Below are 16,615 nucleotides of genomic sequence, written 5' to 3'. Positions count from 1 at the left end.
ATGAAACGCCCCTTCAAGATATTGATATCATGGAAATATCCTGACTTCCCAGAGATTTCGTCCGCTGCCTTCCCGCTCTTCGGGGGTCGCGCTTCGTGAATTGACCCCACGTCGGCTGGGCCGTAGCCTCTTTGTCAAGTGGAGGTGATACCGTCGTTCGCGCAGCGTCGGTCTTCGAGGGGCGAGACGATGTGTTACACCTGCTGCCAGAGCGCCGAGAGCGGCGCCGACGCCATCAACCCCTGTCTCTGCGGCGCACCGGAGACACGGAGGGCCATGGCCCGGATCGAGGCGGATATCTCCCGGCGGGAGTTCCTCGGCGGCAGCGCCGCTGTCGTGGGCCTTTTCGCGGGCTTCGGCCTTGCGCCGACCGAGCTTCGGGCACAGACGCCGGGGCGGCCGAAGCTTCTGACCAACCTGCGCTATTTCGACGGCACGACGCTCGCGATGCAGACCGGGCGCGATATCCTGATCGAGGGCAGCCGCATCACCGCCCTGCCCGCGGCGGGCACCGGGCCGGCTGAGGCCGAGGTGATCGACTGCGGCGGCCGGGCGGTCACGCCGGGCCTGATCGACTGCCACTGGCACGCGACCCTCGTGAGCGTGAGCCAGATCGTGGCGCTGACCCAGGACATCGCCTTCGTCCACCTGGTCTCCGGCCAGGAGGCGGGCGCCACGCTGATGCGCGGCTTCACCACCGTGCGCGACACCGGTGGTCCCGTGTTCGGCCTCAAGATGGCCGTGGACCGCGGCGTGGTGGCCGGTCCGCGCATCTTCCCTTCGGGCGCGATGATCTCCCAGACCTCGGGTCACGGCGACTTCCGGCTGCTGAGCAGCCTGCCCCGGATGGACGCCGATCCCGCGGATTACACCGAGCGCACCGGCGTCGCCGCCATCGCGGACGGGCGCGACGAGGTGCTGCGCCGCACCCGCGAGCAGCTGATGAGGGGCGCGAGTCAGATCAAGATCATGGCCGGCGGCGGGGTGTCGTCGCTCTACGATCCGCTCGACACGGCGCAGTTCCTCGAGGAGGAGATGGAGGCCGCCGTGCGCGCAGCCGCCGACTGGGGCACCTATGTCTGCGCCCATGTCTACACCCCCGAGGGCATCCGGCGGTCGCTGCGCGCGGGCGTCAAATCCATCGAGCACGGCCAGCTCGCCGATACCGAGACGATCCGCATGATGCGCGAGGAAGGCGCCTGGTGGTCGATCCAGCCCTTCCTCGCCGACGAGGACGCCAACCCCCGCACCGACCCGATCCAGCGCGCGAAGCAGCTCGAAGTGGCCGAGGGCACCGTGCGCGCCTTCGAGGAAGGCCGGGCCGAGGGCGTGAACATGGCCTTCGGGACCGACATCCTGATGAACCCCGGCGGGTCGTCCAGCCAGGGCCGCCAGCTTGCGAAACTTGCGCGCTTCATGTCGCCGCTGGAGGCGCTGCGCATGGCCACCGGGGCCGCGGGCGACCTGCTGGCGCTCTCGGGGCCCCGCGCGCCCTATGACGGGCGGCTGGGGGTGATCGCCGAAGGCGCCCTGGCCGACCTCCTCGTCTGGGACGGCGATCCGGAAACCGATCTCGCCTTCCTCGGCGATCCCGACTCCACCCTCAGGCTCGTCATGAAGGACGGGCGCGTCTTCAAGGAGACCCTCTGATGCCGATGACCCTGCCCGCCCCCGCCCGGTCCCTTGCCGCCGTGGCGCTGCTCGCCTTCGGGACGGTCGGCCTGCCCGCGACCGCCGAGGCCCAGACCGGCGCGTCCGACTGGTCCGGACAGGTCACCCTCTATGGCTGGGGCGCAGGCGTCGGCGGCGATCTCACGCCCTTCACCGGGGCGCCCACCCTCTCCTTCGACAAGTCCCTGAGCGAGGTTCTCGAGGATCTCGACGGCGCCTTCTTCGCCACCGGCCTCGTGCGCCGGGGCGATTTCGTGGTGGTGGGAGATTTCACCTACAGCGCCTCCTCGCGGGACGGGCTGGTGCCGCCCGGGGTTCCGGCAGCGGGGGAGGTGGACATCACCTCCGTCACGCTGGCCGCCGGCCAGCGCTTCCGGCCCGCCGCCGGAACCACGGTCGATCTGCTGGGCGGGTTCCGTCACTGGCGGCTGAACGGTCTCGTGGAGGTGCCGCTGGCCGGTGTCCGCGCCGAGCGCGAGGTGACCTTCACCGACCCGATCCTCGCGCTGCGCGTCAACACCGAGGTCGCCCCGCGCTGGTCGCTGATCGGCTATGCCGATGTCGGCGGCTTCGGCGTCGGATCGGAGAGCACCTGGCAAGGCGTCGTCACCGCGAACTACCAGGCCACCGACAACCTCTATCTCTCCGCGGGCTGGCGGCATCTCTATCTCGACTACCGCGACGGCGGGACCCGGTTCGAGGGCTACCTGAGCGGCCCCCTCATCGGCGCGACCTGGCGGTTCTGAGCCGAGGTCCGGGGGTCGGGCACTTCTTGCAGGCCGGGCGGCTGGGCGCTGCAAAGCCGGTCAGAGGCCCAGGAACTCCGCCACCGCCGCGTTGAAGGCCTCGGGCCGGTTGATGTTCGAGACATGGCCCGCTGCGGGGATCTCCACATAGCGCGCGCCCGGCGTGACCTCGGCCATGTGCCGCATCTCGTCGGGCGGCGCGCCCTTGTCCTCGCCGCCGCAGAGATAGAGCACCGGCAGGGCGATCCGGGGGAGATCCTTCAGATAGTCGAGCTCCCGCAGGGCGTGGCAGCTCGAGATGTAGCCATCGGGATCGGTGGCGGCGATCATCCGGCGGGCCGCCTCTGTGGCATCGGGATGGGCGGCGCGGAAGTCCTCGGTGAACCACAGGCCGAGCGAGGCCTCCGCGACCTTGCCGATGCCCTCGGTGCGGATCGTCTCGATCCGGCCGTCCCACATCGCCTTGTAGGCGTCGGTGGCCACGGATTTCGCGTCGGCAAGCACCATGCGGCCGAACCGGTCCGGATGGGCGAGGGCGAGGCCCATGCCGGTCATGGCGCCCATGGAGAGGCCCATGAAATCGGCCCGCTCGATGCCGTGGTGATCCATCAGCGCCACCACGTCGGCCACGAGCATGTCGAAGCCGTAGGCGCCGGGCGGCGCGTCGCTGCCGCCGTGGCCGCGCTGGTCGTAGCGCAGGACGCGGTACTTGCGGGTCAGGAGGTCGATCTGGCCGTCCCACATGGCGAGGTTCGCGCCGAGCGAGTTCGACAGGATGATGACGGGCGCGTCCTCGGGCCCGTCGAGGCGGGTGGCGAGCGACACGCCGTCCGGCAGCGCGACACGGGTCGTGGTCATGGCGGTCTCCTTTGGGGGCGGGAGGGGCGCGCGGCCCGGCGCGGTGCGCCGGGCCGGCAGGTCAGGCCAGGGTGAAGGCGTCGTGATAGGCGCCCTGGACGCTGCCGCCGGGGACGGGACCGCCGCCGGGGACGTGGACCATGTCGCCGATCACCGCGACGGTGGCGCCGTGCAGGCCGTGGCGCGGCACGGGCATGGGCGCCAGCGCCTCCCAGCTGTCCGTCTCGGGGTCGTAGGCCTCGTTGGTGCCGAAGACCTTGCCGGTGGCCTCGCCGCCGAACACAACGATCCGGCCGTTGACATAGGCGGCCGACGGCCCGCTGCGGGGCACCGGCAGGGGCGCGCGGAAGGACCAGCTGTCGGATTGCGGGTCATAGACGCCGTGCAGGCCGGTGTTGAAGTCGTAGCTGTCCATCCGCCCGCCGATGGCGTGGATCTTCCCGTCCACCACGACGACGCCCATGTGGTCGCGCTGGCCCGCGTAGGGCTGGGTCTTGGTCGAGCCCATCATCGGGCCGAGATCGGTGTAGCTGTCGGTCTCGGGGTCGTAGACCTCGTGCCATTCGACGGACCGCACGTCGCGGCCGCCGAGGAGGTGGATCCTGTCGTTCAGGACGATGGCGAAGATCGCGCCGCGCGGTCGGGAGATCGGCGCGATGGACTCCCAGGTGTCGCTGGCCGTGTCGTAGACGAAGCATTTCGAATGCGGGCAGCGGTTCTGCTCGACGAAGCCGCCGAAGCTGTAGATCCGCCCGCCGATGGCGGCGGCGGAATTGTGGTTGCAGCGGTGCGGGAACTCCGCCTTCAGGCTCCATTCGCCGGAGGCGGGATCGAAGACCTGGTGGTAGTTCCCGTCGACGCGGCGGTTCGAATAGCCGCCGAAGACGTGGATGCGGCCCTGGCATTCGGTCACGCCCATCTCGCCCACCGGATGCGGCAGGCGCGGCTGTTCGATCCAGCGGCCCTGGTTCTTCGCCGCGGGGGCCACGCTGGTCATGTAGCGCTGCTTGTCGGCGGCGGCGGGGATGTCGGTGATGCTCTTGTCGAAGAGGCCCTGGAAGAGGGGTGCGGTCATGGTGTCTGGCCTTCCTTTCTGGAATGGATCGGGTTGGCACCCGCGCCGGTCAGGACGCGGGATCGGGGACGGCGGCGCGCAGCAGGTCTTCGGTCAGCTCCACGCCCTCGCGGCAGACCTCTGCGGGGGGACGCTCCCATTGCGCGGGGTTCGGCGCCTCGAAGCTGAGATGGCCGGTATAGCCCTTCTCGCGCAGGAGCTGGAAAACCTCCGTCCACAGGATCACGCCCTTGCCGGGCATGAGCCGGTCGGTGGGCCGCTTGACCCCGGTCACGGGATTCGGAGAGAGATCGGAATACTGGAAATGCATGATGTCCTCGCCCGGGACATCCTCGAAGGTCCGCCCCGGCCGGCCGCTCCGGGCGAGGTGATAGGCGTCGAGCAGCAGGCCCACGTTCGGCTTTCCGGCCGCGGTCACGAGCTCGCGCTGGGTCTCCACCGAGTTGAGGTTGGCGTGCTGGGAATTGAACTCGATCGACAGCTTCAGCCCGTAGTCCGCCACGATGTCCGCTGCCGTCCGCAGGTGGCCCACGGCATCCTTCAGCGAGCCGGTAAAGGGGCCGGGGGCGGACATCAGCTGCGGGCAGCCCAGCGCCACGGCATTCCGGCAGGAGACGTGAAGATCCTCGAAGATGCGCTTGCTCTCGGCGCCGGTGGCGAAGAGGAAGCCGTATTCGACCCCGAGCACGGCGACCCTGACCCCGCTGGCCCGGATCATCTCGAGCACCTCGTCGTTCGACAGGCCGGCCTCGTAGCAGCGCTTGAAATCGGTCCGGCGCAGCTCCGCCGCGTCGTAGCCGGCCGACTTGATCGCCTCGAGCGCCTCGCCGAGCGGCGTGGTGTCGATCGTCCAGGTGTGCAGCGCGAGCCGCCCAAATCTCTCGGTCATCGTGTCGGTCCCATCATCGGAAGTGTCAAAGTCATGTCGCATCCCTCTCCCGGTCGGTGTCAGAGCCCCAGAAGGCGTTCGGCATTGCCCGACAGGATCCTCGCCCGTGTGTCCGGATCGGTCGGAAAGGCGCGGATCCAGTCCGTCCCCTCGGTGTTGGAGACGAAGGGCCAGTCGACGGCGAAGAGGATGCGGTCGGCGCCCATCTCATCGAGGCAGAGCCTCAGGGCGGAGTCGGAGAAGAAGCCGCTCGTCGTCAGGTGCACGTTGCGGCGAAAGGTGGCGGCGAAATCCGAGGGCCGGTTTCCGGGCCGGGACAGCGCCTCGTCGATCCGCGCAAGCTGGAAGGTGATGCCTTCGCCCAGATGGCCGAGGATCACCTGAAGGTCCGGATAGGCCTCGAAGACCCCGCTCAGGACCATGCGGATGCCCAGCGTCCCCGTCTCGACGCCGAAGCCCCAGGCCGCTCCCGTCAGGGCGGGATGGGACTCGGCATAGGTGCCGTAGTAGAGATCGCGCACCTGGGGATGCGGCATCGACGGATGCAGGTAGAGCGGCACGCCGAGCCGGGCCGCCCGCTCGTGGATCGGCCAGAAGACCGGCTCGTCGAGAAACCGCCCGTCGGTGATGCCGAAGACCATCCCGCCGCAGAACCCCAGCTCCTCCACGCAGCGCTGCAACTCGTCCGCGGCCTGCTCGGGCCGGATCTGCGGCAGCGTGGCGAAGCCGGCGAAGCGGTCGGGCGCCGTGGTCACGATGGCGGCGAGCGCGTCGTTCACGGAACGGCAGGCGGAGACGGCTGTCTCGGGCTTCAGCCGCTGGCCACCCGGCGGCGCGTGGGAGATCACCTGCAGGTCGATGCCCGCCGCGTCCATGTCGCCGAGCCGCAGCTCCGCCACGTCCTCGAGCCGGCGCATCAGCTCGGGCGAGCGTTCGGCGCGGGGGCCCGCGAAGGCCTCCGCGAAGTCGCGGCTCCAGAAATGCTCCTCGATCGCGATGATCCTCATGGCGCTCCCTCGCTGGTGTCCTGTGCCTCTCCCGACCGCGTCCCGGGTCAGGCCGGGCCGGCGTCGATCCGCGCCAGCAAGGCCTTGGCGACGCTCACGCAGCGGTCGCTCAGCTCCTCGGCGGGCATCTGCGGGCGGGCGTTCAGCAGCGCGGTCTGCACATGGACGGCCACGTCGAGCAGCTCCTCGCGCGCGTCGTCGTCCGCCCCCTCGCCCAGTTCGGCATCCACCCGCGCGACGATGGCCTTCGCCGCCGCCATGCTCTCGTCGAGCACCGCATCCACGTTCGCGGGCTGGCGGCCGTTGAGAAGCGCCGAGAGGGCATGGATGCCCATGTCCACCATCTCGTCGCGCGGCGGCGTGCCGCCCGCGGCCACGGTCTCCTCGACCTTGTCGACGAGCTTCTCGCCGATCGTCACGGCCTCGTCGAAGAGATCCGTCGCCTCGGCCTGCCTGTCGCGGTTCATCAGCGCCGTGAGGGCGTGGACGGCCATGTCGAGTACTTCTTCACGTCTGGACATGATCTGTCCTCCTTCCTTGGGTTGCGGCGGTCCCGGCGCGGGGCCGCCCGTGATCGCGGGAGGGGCGCGGCCGTCGCGCGGGGCGGCCCCTCCTGGTCCGTCAGCGCAGGGCGTGGCCGGTCCTGAGGTCGAAGAAATGCAGGGAGTCGGTCTCGTAGCGCAGGTCCACCACCTCGCCGGGCCGCGGCGGGCTGCGCGGCGTGATCCGTGCCACGGTGGAGGTCGACCGCCCGTTGCGGGACCGGATCTGCGGGTCCCCTGCCGCGGGATTGGCGATGGATTTCGCGGTGACCGTCTTCGCGTCGGATTCGAGGTAGACGAGGACCTCCGCGCCGAGGAGTTCCACCAGATCGACCTTCGCGCGGATGCGCTGGCCCTCGGGCGTCTCGGCATCGGCCGGGAAGAAGCATTCCGGCCGCGTGCCGAGCACCACGTCCTTCCCCACGCTCTGCTCCACCCCCGGATACTTCCGCAGGCAGGCCGGGTCGATGGTCAGGCTCATGTCCCCGAAACGCACCTCGAGACCGTGGGCCCCCTGCTCGATCCGCGCCTCGCAGAGGTTCATCGGCGGCGAGCCGATGAAGCCCGCGACGAAGACGGTCTCGGGCGAGGCGTAGAGGTCGGTGGGGGCCGCGAGCTGCTGCAGGACGCCGTCGTACATGACCGCGACGCGATCGCCGAGGGTCATCGCCTCGACCTGGTCGTGGGTGACGTAGATCGTCGTCGTCTTCAGCTCCCGCTGAAGATGGGCGATCTCGCCGCGCATCTGCACCCGGAGCTTGGCGTCGAGGTTCGAGAGCGGCTCGTCCATCAGGAAGACCCGGGGCGAGCGCACGATGGCGCGGCCCATGGCGACGCGCTGGCGCTGGCCGCCCGACAGCTCGCGCGGATAGCGGCCGAGAAGGTTGGTGATGTCGAGAATGTCGGCGGCGCGGCTGACGCGCTGGCTCTTCTCCGACGCGGGCAGCTTCGCCATGCGGAGCGGAAAGCCCATGTTCTGCTCCACCGTCATGTGCGGATAGAGCGCATAGGACTGGAACACCATGGCGATGTCCCGCTCCCGCGGGGAGAGGTCGTTGACCACCTCGCCGTTGATCGCGATCTCGCCGGAGGAGATCTCCTCGAGGCCCGCCACCATGCGCAGGGAGGTGGACTTGCCGCAGCCCGAGGGGCCGACGAGGACGATGAACTCGCCTTCCTCGATCTTCAGGTTGAGGTTGTTCACCGCGACGGTGCCCGCGCCGTAGGTCTTCATCACGTTGTGGAAGGTCACTTCACCCATGACGCACTCCGGGCTTCCGGGCATTCGGGCGGCTGTGGCTGGGGACTTGCATCGGTGCACTCCGGGCGGATGTCTGTTTGATGTGGGGGATCATCGGCGCGGCCTATTTCACCGCGCCGCTCAGGAGGCCCTCGGCGACGTACCGCTCGATGCGCAGGTACACGAGGATCAGCGGGAGGATGGTCAGGAGCGCGAAGGCGTTCTGCAGCGGGTAGTCGGCGATGCCCGTGGCGCTCTGCATGAGGTAGAGCTCGTAGGGCAGCGTCCGCGAGGCGGAGGTCTGGGTCAGCGCCAGCACCAGCTCGAACTCGTTCCACGCCTCCCGGAACGCGAGGACGGCCACCGTCAGCAGCGCCGGGATCGACAGCGGCAGGACCACATGGAAGAGCATCCTGAGCTGCGAGGCCCCGTCCACGGCCGCCGCCTCCTCGAGCTCCCGCGGGATCGCCTGGAAGAAGCCGATCAGCAGCCAGACCGCCAGCGGCAGCAGCATCCCGGTGAAGACGAGGATCAGGAAGAGGCGCGAATCGAAGGCCTTCAGCTCGACCGCCACGAGGAACAGCGGAAACATCAGCCCCACCTTCGGCACCAGCATCGGCAGAAGCGCGAAGAGGAGCATCAGGTGCCGGCCGCGGAACCGGAACCGGGCAAAGGCATAGGCCGCGGGCACGCCGATCAGCAGGGTCAGGATCAGGCTGCCGAAACCGATCACCACGCTGTTCCAGAGCGCGGACCGGAAGCCGGGCCGGTCGATCACCCGCTTGTAGGCGTCGAGGGTCGGCTCGTCGGGAATGAGGCCGGGGTCCGCGAAGACCTGGGCCGGCGCCTTGAACGAGACCGACACGGAGATGAGGAACGGCCCGAGGGTCCAGACGACGAGGGCGGCCAGCGGCAGCCAGATCGCGGCCCGGCGCAGCGGCCCTCCCAGAAGCGACCGGCGGCGGCGCGTGCGGGGCATGGCGGGGCGCGCGGCGGCGGCGGCGGGCCCGTGATCCTGGGTGACGGCCATGGTCATTTCATCCCGAACTTGCGCTGGAGCGACAGGTAGAAGAGGGTCAGGCCCGCGTTGAGCAGGAAGATGATGATCACCAGCGCCATCGCCGTGCCCGTGTCGTATTCGTCGAACCCCAGCCGGACCATCTCGAGGGTCAGAAGCTGGGTCGAGTCGCCCGGTCCGCCGCCGGTCAGCGCCAGCACCGTCCCGAGGGAGGTCACGGCCTTGAAGCTGAACCAGACGGTCGCCAGCGTGATCTGCGGCACGATCAGCGGCAGGGAAATGTGGATCGCGCTCCGCAGGCCGGTGGCGCCATCGACCAGCGCGGCCTCGGTGAGCTGCTTGTCGATGGTCTGAAGGCCGCCGAGGATGAAGAGCAGCGCCAGCGGCAGATCGGTCCAGACCTGCGCGAGGATCACCACGATCATCGCGTAGAACCCGTTCGACAGCCAGGCGATGCCCTCGAAGCCGAGGAACTCCAGCACCTGGTTGGGAAAGCCGAAATCGCTGTTGAACAGCGTCCGGAACATCAGCGCGGCGGCGACGCTCGAGACGATGTAGGGCAGGATCGCAAGGCCGCGGATGAACCGCAAACCCGACACGATCCGGTTGAGCGCGAAGGCGAAGATGATGCTGAGCGTGAGGCCCAGCGCGATGGTCCCGGCCACGAAGATCGCCGTCCGTCCGAGCGACGACCAGAAGGCCGGGTCGTTGAACACCGCGATGTAGTTGCCGAAGCCCACGAAGGGCGTCTCGCGCGACAGGGGCGTGATCGCGAAGAGGCTCTGCCAGGCCGCGTAAAGCACCGGGAATGCGAGGAACACGGCGACGATGATCATCGCCGGAGCCGAGCTGATGTAGGCGATCAGCGGATGCTGCCAGCCGACGATCCGTGTCGCCGTGGCCGCATCGGGGGTCGGATTGCCCTCCGCCATCTGTCCTTGTCCTTCCTGTCGTCATGTCCTGGGGGGCGCCGCGAGGGTCGCGGGGACCACGCCGCGCGGCAGGACGCCGGGCGCGGCGCGGCCCGTCGATTGCCCCCCCGCAGGAGGCAATCGCGCTCGGGCGGGGGGCGTCAGTCGCGGATGGCCTCGAAATTGGCCTGCCACTCCTCGGCGATGGCCGCGGGGTCCATCTCCGGGTTCGACATGACGAACTCGTTGAACCGTTCGACGACGTCCTCGGCGGAGGGGAAATCGAGGTCCACCGGGAAGCTGCCCTGGTTGCGGAAGGCCTCGATATTGGCCTCTTCCCAGACCGGCATCCACTGCGCCACGGCCTCGGGATCGCCCAGCACGGCGTCGGTCCGGTGCGGGTCGGTCCCCGCCAGCATCACCTCGAGAGCGACCTCCGGGTCCATCAGGAAGCGCAGCACGAGCCCCGCCTCGTCCTTGGCACCGCGCTCGACCGCGCCCGCGGTCACGAAGAAGGTCCGCGCGGGCGACACGAGAACCCCGTCCTCGGACTCTCCTGTCCGGCTGGTGGGCATGGGCACGATGCGGAAGTTCTCGCCGGCCACGAGCCCGGCATCGGCAAGATCGCCCGAGGTGGGCGCCGAATCGAGCATCATCCCGATGTTCGAGGCGACATAGCCCCCGCGCATGTTGTCGTCGTTCCAGGCGGTGACGTCCGAGCTGACCAGCTCTTCACGCGCGAGGGTCTGCAGGAAGTCGATCATGTAGAGACCGGCCTCGCTCTGCAGGTCCGGCACCGATCCGTCGAAGGGCACGCCCATCGCCGCCATCATCGAGTACATGGCATTGGCGCCGTTGCCGCGCTGCGCCCACCAGCCGAAGGCCACCGCGTCGGGGCGCGCTTCCTTGGTGGCGCGGGCGAAGTCGAGCACCTCGTCCCAGGTCGCGGGCGCGCCGGTGACACCGACCTCCGCCAGCCAGTCGGAGCGGAAATAGACCTCTTCCATGGAGGCGGTGTTGGCCATTCCGTAGAGTTCGCCCTCCCAGGTCCCGTCGGACCAGGTCGAGTCGTAGATCTCGGCGAAGCCCTCGGGATCGTCGGCCGCCCAGGCGTCGACGATGTCCTGGATCGGCACGACAACTCCGGCGGTGGCCACCACCGGGCCGAGGAAGCCGTCGAGATGCACCACGTCGGGAAGCTGGAGACCCGCGTCCCGCATCCGGATCAGCTGCGAGAAGAGGTTGTCGTTCGGCTGCACGTCGACGGTGAGGGTGATGCCGGTCTCGGCCTCGAAGGCCTCGAGCTGCGCGCGCGACGGGACGGTGTATTCGCGGGCGAACCAGACCGACAGTTCGGTCACGTCCTGGTCCTCCTGCGCCATCGCGGGGGCGGCCGCGAAGGTCGTCGCGGACAGCGCGGCGACGAGCGGCAGGGCGGTCCGCGCCCGCAAGCGGCCAGACCGGCGGCCGACCCCTGAATCAGTCATCGGTATCTGAGACAGCATCGTTTTCCTCCCTGAAAACAAAAGCTTTTCCGCGACGTAGAGGCCTCCTCCAAGCACCTATACATCTATAGACATCTTAAATGTTGCCCGATACAAAGCAAGCCACAAATGTGGGCATGACCTGCCGGAAGTGGTCAGATCGCGGGCATCCCCGCGATTCGGCGACCCAGGTCAGCGGGCCCGCGCAGGCGAGGGAGAGAGACCGTGATCCGATCCATGAACCCGGCGACGGGGACGGTGATCGCCGAGTATGCCCTGCACGGCCCCGAGGAGATCGAAGCCGCGCTGGCAGGGGCGGCGGCCGCGCAGGCGGACTGGGCCCGGGTTCCGATAGGCGATCGCATGGCGCTCCTGCGGGCCGTGGCCGCCGAACTTCGCGCGGGCCGCGACCGCTTCGCCCGGCTGATCACCGAGGAGATGGGCAAACCTGTCGCCGAGGCCGCGGGCGAGATCGAGAAATGCGCCGTCACCTGCGATTTCTACGCCGAGGCCGCGCCGCGCTTTCTCGCCGACGAGAGCATCGGGTCGAACGCGACCGAATCGGGCGTCGTGTTCGACCCGCTGGGCGTGGTGCTCGCGGTGATGCCCTGGAACTATCCGTTCTGGCAGGTCTTCCGCTTCGCCGCGCCGGCGCTGGCCGCCGGCAACGGGATCATCCTGAAACACGCCTCCAACGTCCCGGGCTGCGCCGCCGAGATCGAGGCCCTCGTCGCGCGGGCGGGCGCGCGCGCCGGGCTTCTGCGCAATCTCTACATCCGGGGCGGCGACGTGGGCGCGCTCATCGCGGACGACCGGATCGCCGCGGTGACCCTGACCGGATCGACCGAGGTGGGCGCCATCGTCGCGAGCCAGGCCGGCGCCGCACTCAAGAAGCAGGTGCTGGAACTGGGCGGGTCCGACGCCTTCATCGTCCTCGCCGACGCCGACCTCGAGGCCGCCGCGGAGACGGCGGTCCGGGCGCGCTTCATCAACGTGGGCCAGTCCTGCGTCAACGCCAAGCGGTTCATCGTGGAGGAGAGCGTCGCGGACCGTTTCGCGGCGCTGTTCCGCGAGGGCATCGCGGCGCTGAGGATCGGCGATCCGATGGACCCCGACACGCAGATCGGCCCGATGGCGCGGGCGAACCTGCGCGACGATCTGCACGACCAGGTGCGGCGCTCGATCGAGGGCGGCGCCCGCGCGGTGACCGGGGCCGCGCCGCTCGAGGGACCGGGCTGCTACTATGCGCCCACGCTGCTCGACGGGGTAGAGCCGGGGCATGTCGCCTTCCGGGAGGAGCTCTTCGGGCCGGTGGCCTCGATCATCCGCGCCCGGGACGCGGAGCACGCCGTCGCGCTGGCCAACGACTCCGACTTCGGGCTCGGCTGCGCGATCTGGACCGCGGACATCGGCCGGGCGCGGGCGCTGGCGCGCCGGATCGAGGCCGGAGCCGTCTTCATCAACGGCATGGTCGCCTCGGACCCGCGCCTGCCCTTCGGCGGGATCAAGAAATCCGGCTACGGGCGCGAACTCGGCTCGTACGGCATCCGCGAATTCACCAATATCAAGACCATCTGGATCGGCCCCGCGCGGGCCTGAGGAGGACCTATGGAACCAGCCATCCTGAGACCGGACGAACTGCCCGTGAACGACCGCGGCAACGGCGCCCGCACCATCCCGCTGGTGACGCGCAAATGCGGCTCGACCAGCGTGATCAACGGCATCACCGCCTTCGACCCCGGCGCGAAGATCGGCGTGCATTTCCACAATTGCGAGGAAAGCGTGATGATCCTCGAGGGCGAGGCCATCGCCGAGATCGACGGCGTGCGCCACGCGCTGAAGGCGGGCGACACCACCTGGATTCCGAAGAACGTGCCCCACCGCTTCCTGAACGAGAGCGACGGTCCGATGCGGATCTTCTGGATCTACGCCGATGTGAACGCCACGCGCACCATGGTGGAGACCGGCGTCGAGCAGAGCATCGACGAGGAGCACGCGACGGCGAAACGGCTCTGACCTGCCGGCGCCGGCGGGCCGCCTCAGGCCCTCCGGCGCGCCGACGCGGCCCCGTGCGTCCCGTCTCCCGCCTCCCCCGACAGCTCGGGGTCAGGGTCCGCTCCGCCGGCGGCATCGGGAGCGCCCACATGGTGCCGGCGCCCGTTGGCGGCGACCTCCGCGGCATCGTCGCCGGCCGGTCGGGCCAGCTTGTGCTCGAAGCGGTAATGCTCGGCCCGGTAATAGGTCCGCGCGTATTCCACCGGCTCGCCGGTCTCGACGAAGACCATCCGCTCAAGCAGGATCAGCGGCGTTTCCGGCGCGATCCGGAGCGTCGTCGCCCGGAGCTGGTCGGCATGGATCATCCGCATCGTCTCCTCGGCCGTGGCCAGCTCGAGCCCGAAGCGATCCTCCAGGATGCGATGGATCGGCTCGGTCAGTTCGGCCTCCTGCAGGCTCGGCGCGACGTGTTCGGGGACGTAGAGCGTCCGCGAGGCCAGCACGTCCGCCTGCCGCGACAGGGTCACGCGGACCTTGTGGGCGCGCTCCTCCTCGGCGAGGCCCAGCCGCGTGCTGATCCAGCGCGGGGGCACCGCGAGGGCGGTATCGACAACCTGCACCTTCAGGTCGTCGCCCGCCTCGAAGCCGTCGTCGAGGAAATGCGCGCCCGTGCTCGGCGGAATCGCGAGCCGGGTCGGAAGCACGAAGCTGCCGCGCCCCTGCTGCCGGCCCACGAGGCCCTCGTTGACCAGCGCCGTGATCGCCTGGCGCACCGTCATCCGCGCCAGCCCGTAGTGACGGCAGAGCTCCGTCTCGGACGGTATGCGCGCGCCGGGCGAGAGATGGAAGGTGATGTGGTCGCGCAGCGCGTGTTTGAGCTGAAGCCAGAGGGGGGTCGGCGCGCCCTCGCGCAACTGGGGCAGGTCTAGCACTCGTCATCCTTTCGTCGTCTCGCGCCCGGGGCGCCGGGCCACGGATGCGGACCGGCGTCCGCGCGCCTCGCGAGGCGTCACCGGACCCAGCGCGATCATACCGGGTCGGACGGGGCCTTAGAAGGCTGGACGTCCAAAGACAACTAGTGACGATGCCCGATCGCCGCGAATGACTGCCACGGGCCGCGCGCCGCGCCGGTTACCGGGCACCGCCCCGCCAGCTCAGCGCCAGAGCCAGGCATGGCCCGAGAGCGCGCCCTGGGCCTTGGCCAGCAGGCGGTTCGCGGGCGACGGGCGGGGAATGCGCCCGCTGGCGAGCCGCTCGGCCGCCACCTCCGGCGGACAAGGGCGGCCGGTCAGCGGGTCGTGGTAGCGCGGGTAGTCGATCAGGCAGGCATGGGCGAGCGCCGCCAGGTCGGGCCGCGCGGTCCGCCGCGGCAGGGCCGGGCCCAGATCGGTGGTCAGCCCCCAGCCCGCATAGAACGGCGCGCCGAGGCAGGTGACGGGCGTGCCGCGCAGGAGCGCCTCGAACCCCAGCGTGGAGGTCATGGTCCAGACCGCATCCGCGGCCGCCAGCGCCGCCACGGGATCGGTCTGGGCGAGGACGGCATCGGCCAGCGTCCCGGCGTCCGGGACGGCACCGGGGCGCAGGCCGCTCTCCACGTCGGGATGCGGCTTGTAGAGCAGGACCGCCTCGGGATGGGCGGCGCGGGCGGCCTCGATCAGGGCGCGGTTGGTGCGGACCTCGCCCGCGCCGAGGCGGATCGAGGCATCGTCCTCCACCTGGCCCGGTATCAGGATCGTGAAACCCTGGGGCAGATCCGCGGGCAATCCGGCGGCATCGAGGTTGTATTTCGACAAGCCCGCCTCGACGAGCTGCCGCACCAGCCGCTCTGCCCGCAGCCGCGCGGAGGGCGGCAGACCGGCGGCCGCGGCGATCAGCCGCTCCAGACGGCTGTCGCGGCCGGGGTCGTAGTAGATGCCGAGATCGTCGAGCACCAGACTGAGCGGCGGCACCAGATCGGCCCCGAGCCCCCGGGAGCGCAGGAACCCGTCCTCCACCCGCACCGCCCCCGCGGCCTCGAGCTCCGGGGTGGTCTTCCCCGCCCAGACCATCAGCCGCCGCCCGCTCCTGCGGGCCCGGTCCGCGGCCCGGGCGGGGTCGGAGACGAACTCGAGGCCCGGCGCACCGCGCCGGCGGCCGAACACATCCGACAGGGGCTTGCGCTTCCACAGGCGCATGCCGGTCGCGACCCAGCCGCGGTGATCCTCGCGCCAGGCGCGGGTCTCGGCGGCGAGGGTGGCGACGGCCTCTTCCAGCGAACACAGCCGGTCGCGGCAGGGGTCGTACCAGCGCGGATAGAGGATCATCGCCCCGGCGAAGAGCTGCGCCCGGGTGAGCCTGCGCTGGCGCCGGTCCAGCGGCGCGCGGTCGTCGGTCAGCCCCCAGCCCATGTAGAAGGGCCGACCCAGCACCACGGGCCGGTGCCCGGCGAGGATCGCCTCGAACCCCATATGCGAGGAGACGGTATAGACGCCCACCGCCCCCTCGAGCAGCGCCCAGGGCGAGACCGGCCCGGTCAGCAGCGTCTCTCCCGGTCGCAGGTCCCCTGCCCCGATGTGCCCGCGGCGGTGGCCCGAGGCGGTCTCCGGATGGCTCTTGACCACGATCCGCGCGCCGGGATGCTCCTCCCGCGCCAGCATCAGCGCCTCGAGAAAGCTGTTCCGGCCCGCAGCGTTCGCCGCGAGGCTCGCGTCCCCTGCGGTCTGGTCGATGACCAGGGTATAGCCCGGGTCCGGCACCGGCGTCTCGGGCAGGAAGGCCGTGTATTTCGACAGGTGGAGCCGCCGGAGCTCCGCCATCGCGCCGCGCGCGCGGTCGAGGAGTGCCGTGTCGTCGAGCGGCGCCGTGGCGAGCAGGGTTTCGAGATCGGAAGGCGTGGAGGGGTCGAAATGCACGCCGCTCCGGTCGAGATGGAGCCCGAGCGGCGCCCCGCCGCCGGCGCGGCCCGGCAGGACCGAGCGCAGGAAGGCGTCCTCCACCCGCAGGATCGGCACCCCATGGCGGGCGGCCACGGCCTCGCCCCGGTGGGCGGTGGGCGAGCGGCCCCAGACCCCCACGAGGTCGTCCGGACCCGGCCGTCCCAGCCGCACCTCGTAGCCCGAGAGCGAAAGGATGCGCCGCACCCGGGACTGGGTCAGAAAACCGCCGTTGTAGACACAGAGCCGCACAGGGCCCCGGGTCAT

The 16,615-nt window shown here is 70.1% G+C and carries 15 protein-coding genes; 4 read left to right on the top strand and 11 right to left on the bottom strand.

Features of this window, described 5'->3' with window-relative positions:
• Positions 1-189: 189 nt before the first annotated feature.
• Both EAT49_RS15695 and EAT49_RS15690 read left to right on the top strand, forming a co-directional pair.
• A complete protein-coding gene (locus EAT49_RS15695) occupies positions 190-1,650 on the top strand; it encodes a metal-dependent hydrolase family protein (protein WP_123643239.1) in 1,461 nt (486 codons plus the stop codon).
• Positions 1,650-2,417 (top strand): hypothetical protein, encoded by a 768-nt coding sequence (locus tag EAT49_RS15690; protein WP_246003879.1) that lies wholly within the window; start codon positions 1,650-1,652, stop codon positions 2,415-2,417. The genes EAT49_RS15695 and EAT49_RS15690 overlap by 1 nt, the downstream gene beginning before the upstream one ends.
• A gap of 60 nt (positions 2,418-2,477) precedes the next feature.
• Here the strand turns inward: EAT49_RS15690 and pcaD are convergent, their stop codons facing one another.
• The 9 genes from pcaD to EAT49_RS15645 all read right to left on the bottom strand — a co-directional run bounded on the left by pcaD (position 2,478) and on the right by EAT49_RS15645 (position 11,462).
• Positions 2,478-3,275, bottom strand: coding sequence for a 3-oxoadipate enol-lactonase (gene pcaD, locus EAT49_RS15685; protein ID WP_123643238.1), 798 nt, complete (start codon positions 3,273-3,275; stop codon positions 2,478-2,480).
• A 61-nt stretch (positions 3,276-3,336) separates the two neighbouring features.
• On the bottom strand, positions 3,337-4,350 hold the full coding sequence (locus EAT49_RS15680) for a Kelch repeat-containing protein (protein ID WP_123643237.1): 1,014 nt from the start codon (positions 4,348-4,350) through the stop codon (positions 3,337-3,339).
• 49 nt (positions 4,351-4,399) lie between these two features.
• On the bottom strand, positions 4,400-5,239 hold the full coding sequence (locus EAT49_RS15675) for a sugar phosphate isomerase/epimerase family protein (protein ID WP_185020780.1): 840 nt from the start codon (positions 5,237-5,239) through the stop codon (positions 4,400-4,402).
• Positions 5,240-5,298: 59 nt separating this feature from the next.
• Positions 5,299-6,246 (bottom strand): amidohydrolase family protein, encoded by a 948-nt coding sequence (locus EAT49_RS15670; protein ID WP_123643235.1) that lies wholly within the window; start codon positions 6,244-6,246, stop codon positions 5,299-5,301.
• A 47-nt stretch (positions 6,247-6,293) separates the two neighbouring features.
• Positions 6,294-6,767, bottom strand: coding sequence for a hypothetical protein (locus EAT49_RS15665; RefSeq protein WP_123643234.1), 474 nt, complete (start codon positions 6,765-6,767; stop codon positions 6,294-6,296).
• A gap of 100 nt (positions 6,768-6,867) precedes the next feature.
• The gene (locus tag EAT49_RS15660; RefSeq protein WP_123643233.1) at positions 6,868-8,049 is read right to left on the bottom strand and encodes an ABC transporter ATP-binding protein; all 1,182 of its coding nucleotides are present in this window, start codon (positions 8,047-8,049) and stop codon (positions 6,868-6,870) included.
• A gap of 103 nt (positions 8,050-8,152) precedes the next feature.
• Positions 8,153-9,058 (bottom strand): carbohydrate ABC transporter permease, encoded by a 906-nt coding sequence (locus EAT49_RS15655; protein WP_185020779.1) that lies wholly within the window; start codon positions 9,056-9,058, stop codon positions 8,153-8,155.
• Positions 9,059-9,060: 2 nt separating this feature from the next.
• The gene (locus EAT49_RS15650) at positions 9,061-9,978 is read right to left on the bottom strand and encodes a carbohydrate ABC transporter permease (protein WP_123643231.1); all 918 of its coding nucleotides are present in this window, start codon (positions 9,976-9,978) and stop codon (positions 9,061-9,063) included.
• Positions 9,979-10,118: 140 nt separating this feature from the next.
• Positions 10,119-11,462: an ABC transporter substrate-binding protein gene (locus tag EAT49_RS15645; RefSeq protein WP_123643230.1), complete on the bottom strand. Its 1,344-nt coding sequence runs from the start codon at positions 11,460-11,462 to the stop codon at positions 10,119-10,121.
• Between the two features lie 204 nt (positions 11,463-11,666).
• Between EAT49_RS15645 and EAT49_RS15640 the strand changes: the two genes are divergently transcribed.
• The gene (locus tag EAT49_RS15640; protein WP_123643229.1) at positions 11,667-13,040 is read left to right on the top strand and encodes an NAD-dependent succinate-semialdehyde dehydrogenase; all 1,374 of its coding nucleotides are present in this window, start codon (positions 11,667-11,669) and stop codon (positions 13,038-13,040) included.
• A 9-nt stretch (positions 13,041-13,049) separates the two neighbouring features.
• On the top strand, positions 13,050-13,457 hold the full coding sequence (locus EAT49_RS15635) for a cupin domain-containing protein (protein WP_123643228.1): 408 nt from the start codon (positions 13,050-13,052) through the stop codon (positions 13,455-13,457).
• Between the two features lie 23 nt (positions 13,458-13,480).
• Here EAT49_RS15635 and EAT49_RS15630 read toward each other — a convergent pair whose 3' ends face one another.
• Complete coding sequence (locus EAT49_RS15630) at positions 13,481-14,368, bottom strand: GntR family transcriptional regulator (protein ID WP_123643227.1); 888 nt, start codon at positions 14,366-14,368, stop codon at positions 13,481-13,483.
• A 222-nt stretch (positions 14,369-14,590) separates the two neighbouring features.
• A complete protein-coding gene (locus tag EAT49_RS15625) occupies positions 14,591-16,615 on the bottom strand; it encodes a capsular polysaccharide biosynthesis protein (RefSeq protein WP_123643226.1) in 2,025 nt (674 codons plus the stop codon).

The organism is Histidinibacterium lentulum (genome assembly GCF_003789055.1).
Taxonomy (GTDB): Bacteria; Pseudomonadota; Alphaproteobacteria; order Rhodobacterales; family Rhodobacteraceae; genus Oceanicola; species Oceanicola lentulus.
The sequence above is the reverse complement of the archived record's forward strand: the minus strand, read 5'-3'. Positions and strand labels throughout refer to the sequence as shown.

What these genes read in the sequence shown, in the direction of transcription:
- EAT49_RS15660 (WP_123643233.1), bottom strand. Translation starts at nt 8,049, where the DNA reads ATGGGTGAAGTGACCTTCCACAACGTGATGAAGACCTACGGCGCGGGC.
- EAT49_RS15650 (WP_123643231.1), bottom strand. Translation starts at nt 9,978, where the DNA reads ATGGCGGAGGGCAATCCGACCCCCGATGCGGCCACGGCGACACGGATC.
- EAT49_RS15635 (WP_123643228.1), top strand. Translation starts at nt 13,050, where the DNA reads ATGGAACCAGCCATCCTGAGACCGGACGAACTGCCCGTGAACGACCGC.
- pcaD (WP_123643238.1), bottom strand. Translation starts at nt 3,275, where the DNA reads ATGACCACGACCCGTGTCGCGCTGCCGGACGGCGTGTCGCTCGCCACC.
- EAT49_RS15690 (WP_246003879.1), top strand. Translation starts at nt 1,650, where the DNA reads ATGCCGATGACCCTGCCCGCCCCCGCCCGGTCCCTTGCCGCCGTGGCG.
- EAT49_RS15675 (WP_185020780.1), bottom strand. Translation starts at nt 5,239, where the DNA reads ATGACCGAGAGATTTGGGCGGCTCGCGCTGCACACCTGGACGATCGAC.
- EAT49_RS15680 (WP_123643237.1), bottom strand. Translation starts at nt 4,350, where the DNA reads ATGACCGCACCCCTCTTCCAGGGCCTCTTCGACAAGAGCATCACCGAC.
- EAT49_RS15670 (WP_123643235.1), bottom strand. Translation starts at nt 6,246, where the DNA reads ATGAGGATCATCGCGATCGAGGAGCATTTCTGGAGCCGCGACTTCGCG.
- EAT49_RS15665 (WP_123643234.1), bottom strand. Translation starts at nt 6,767, where the DNA reads ATGTCCAGACGTGAAGAAGTACTCGACATGGCCGTCCACGCCCTCACG.
- EAT49_RS15625 (WP_123643226.1), bottom strand. Translation starts at nt 16,615, where the DNA reads ATGACCCGGGGCCCTGTGCGGCTCTGTGTCTACAACGGCGGTTTTCTG.
- EAT49_RS15655 (WP_185020779.1), bottom strand. Translation starts at nt 9,058, where the DNA reads ATGGCCGTCACCCAGGATCACGGGCCCGCCGCCGCCGCCGCGCGCCCC.
- EAT49_RS15695 (WP_123643239.1), top strand. Translation starts at nt 190, where the DNA reads ATGTGTTACACCTGCTGCCAGAGCGCCGAGAGCGGCGCCGACGCCATC.
- EAT49_RS15645 (WP_123643230.1), bottom strand. Translation starts at nt 11,462, where the DNA reads ATGCTGTCTCAGATACCGATGACTGATTCAGGGGTCGGCCGCCGGTCT.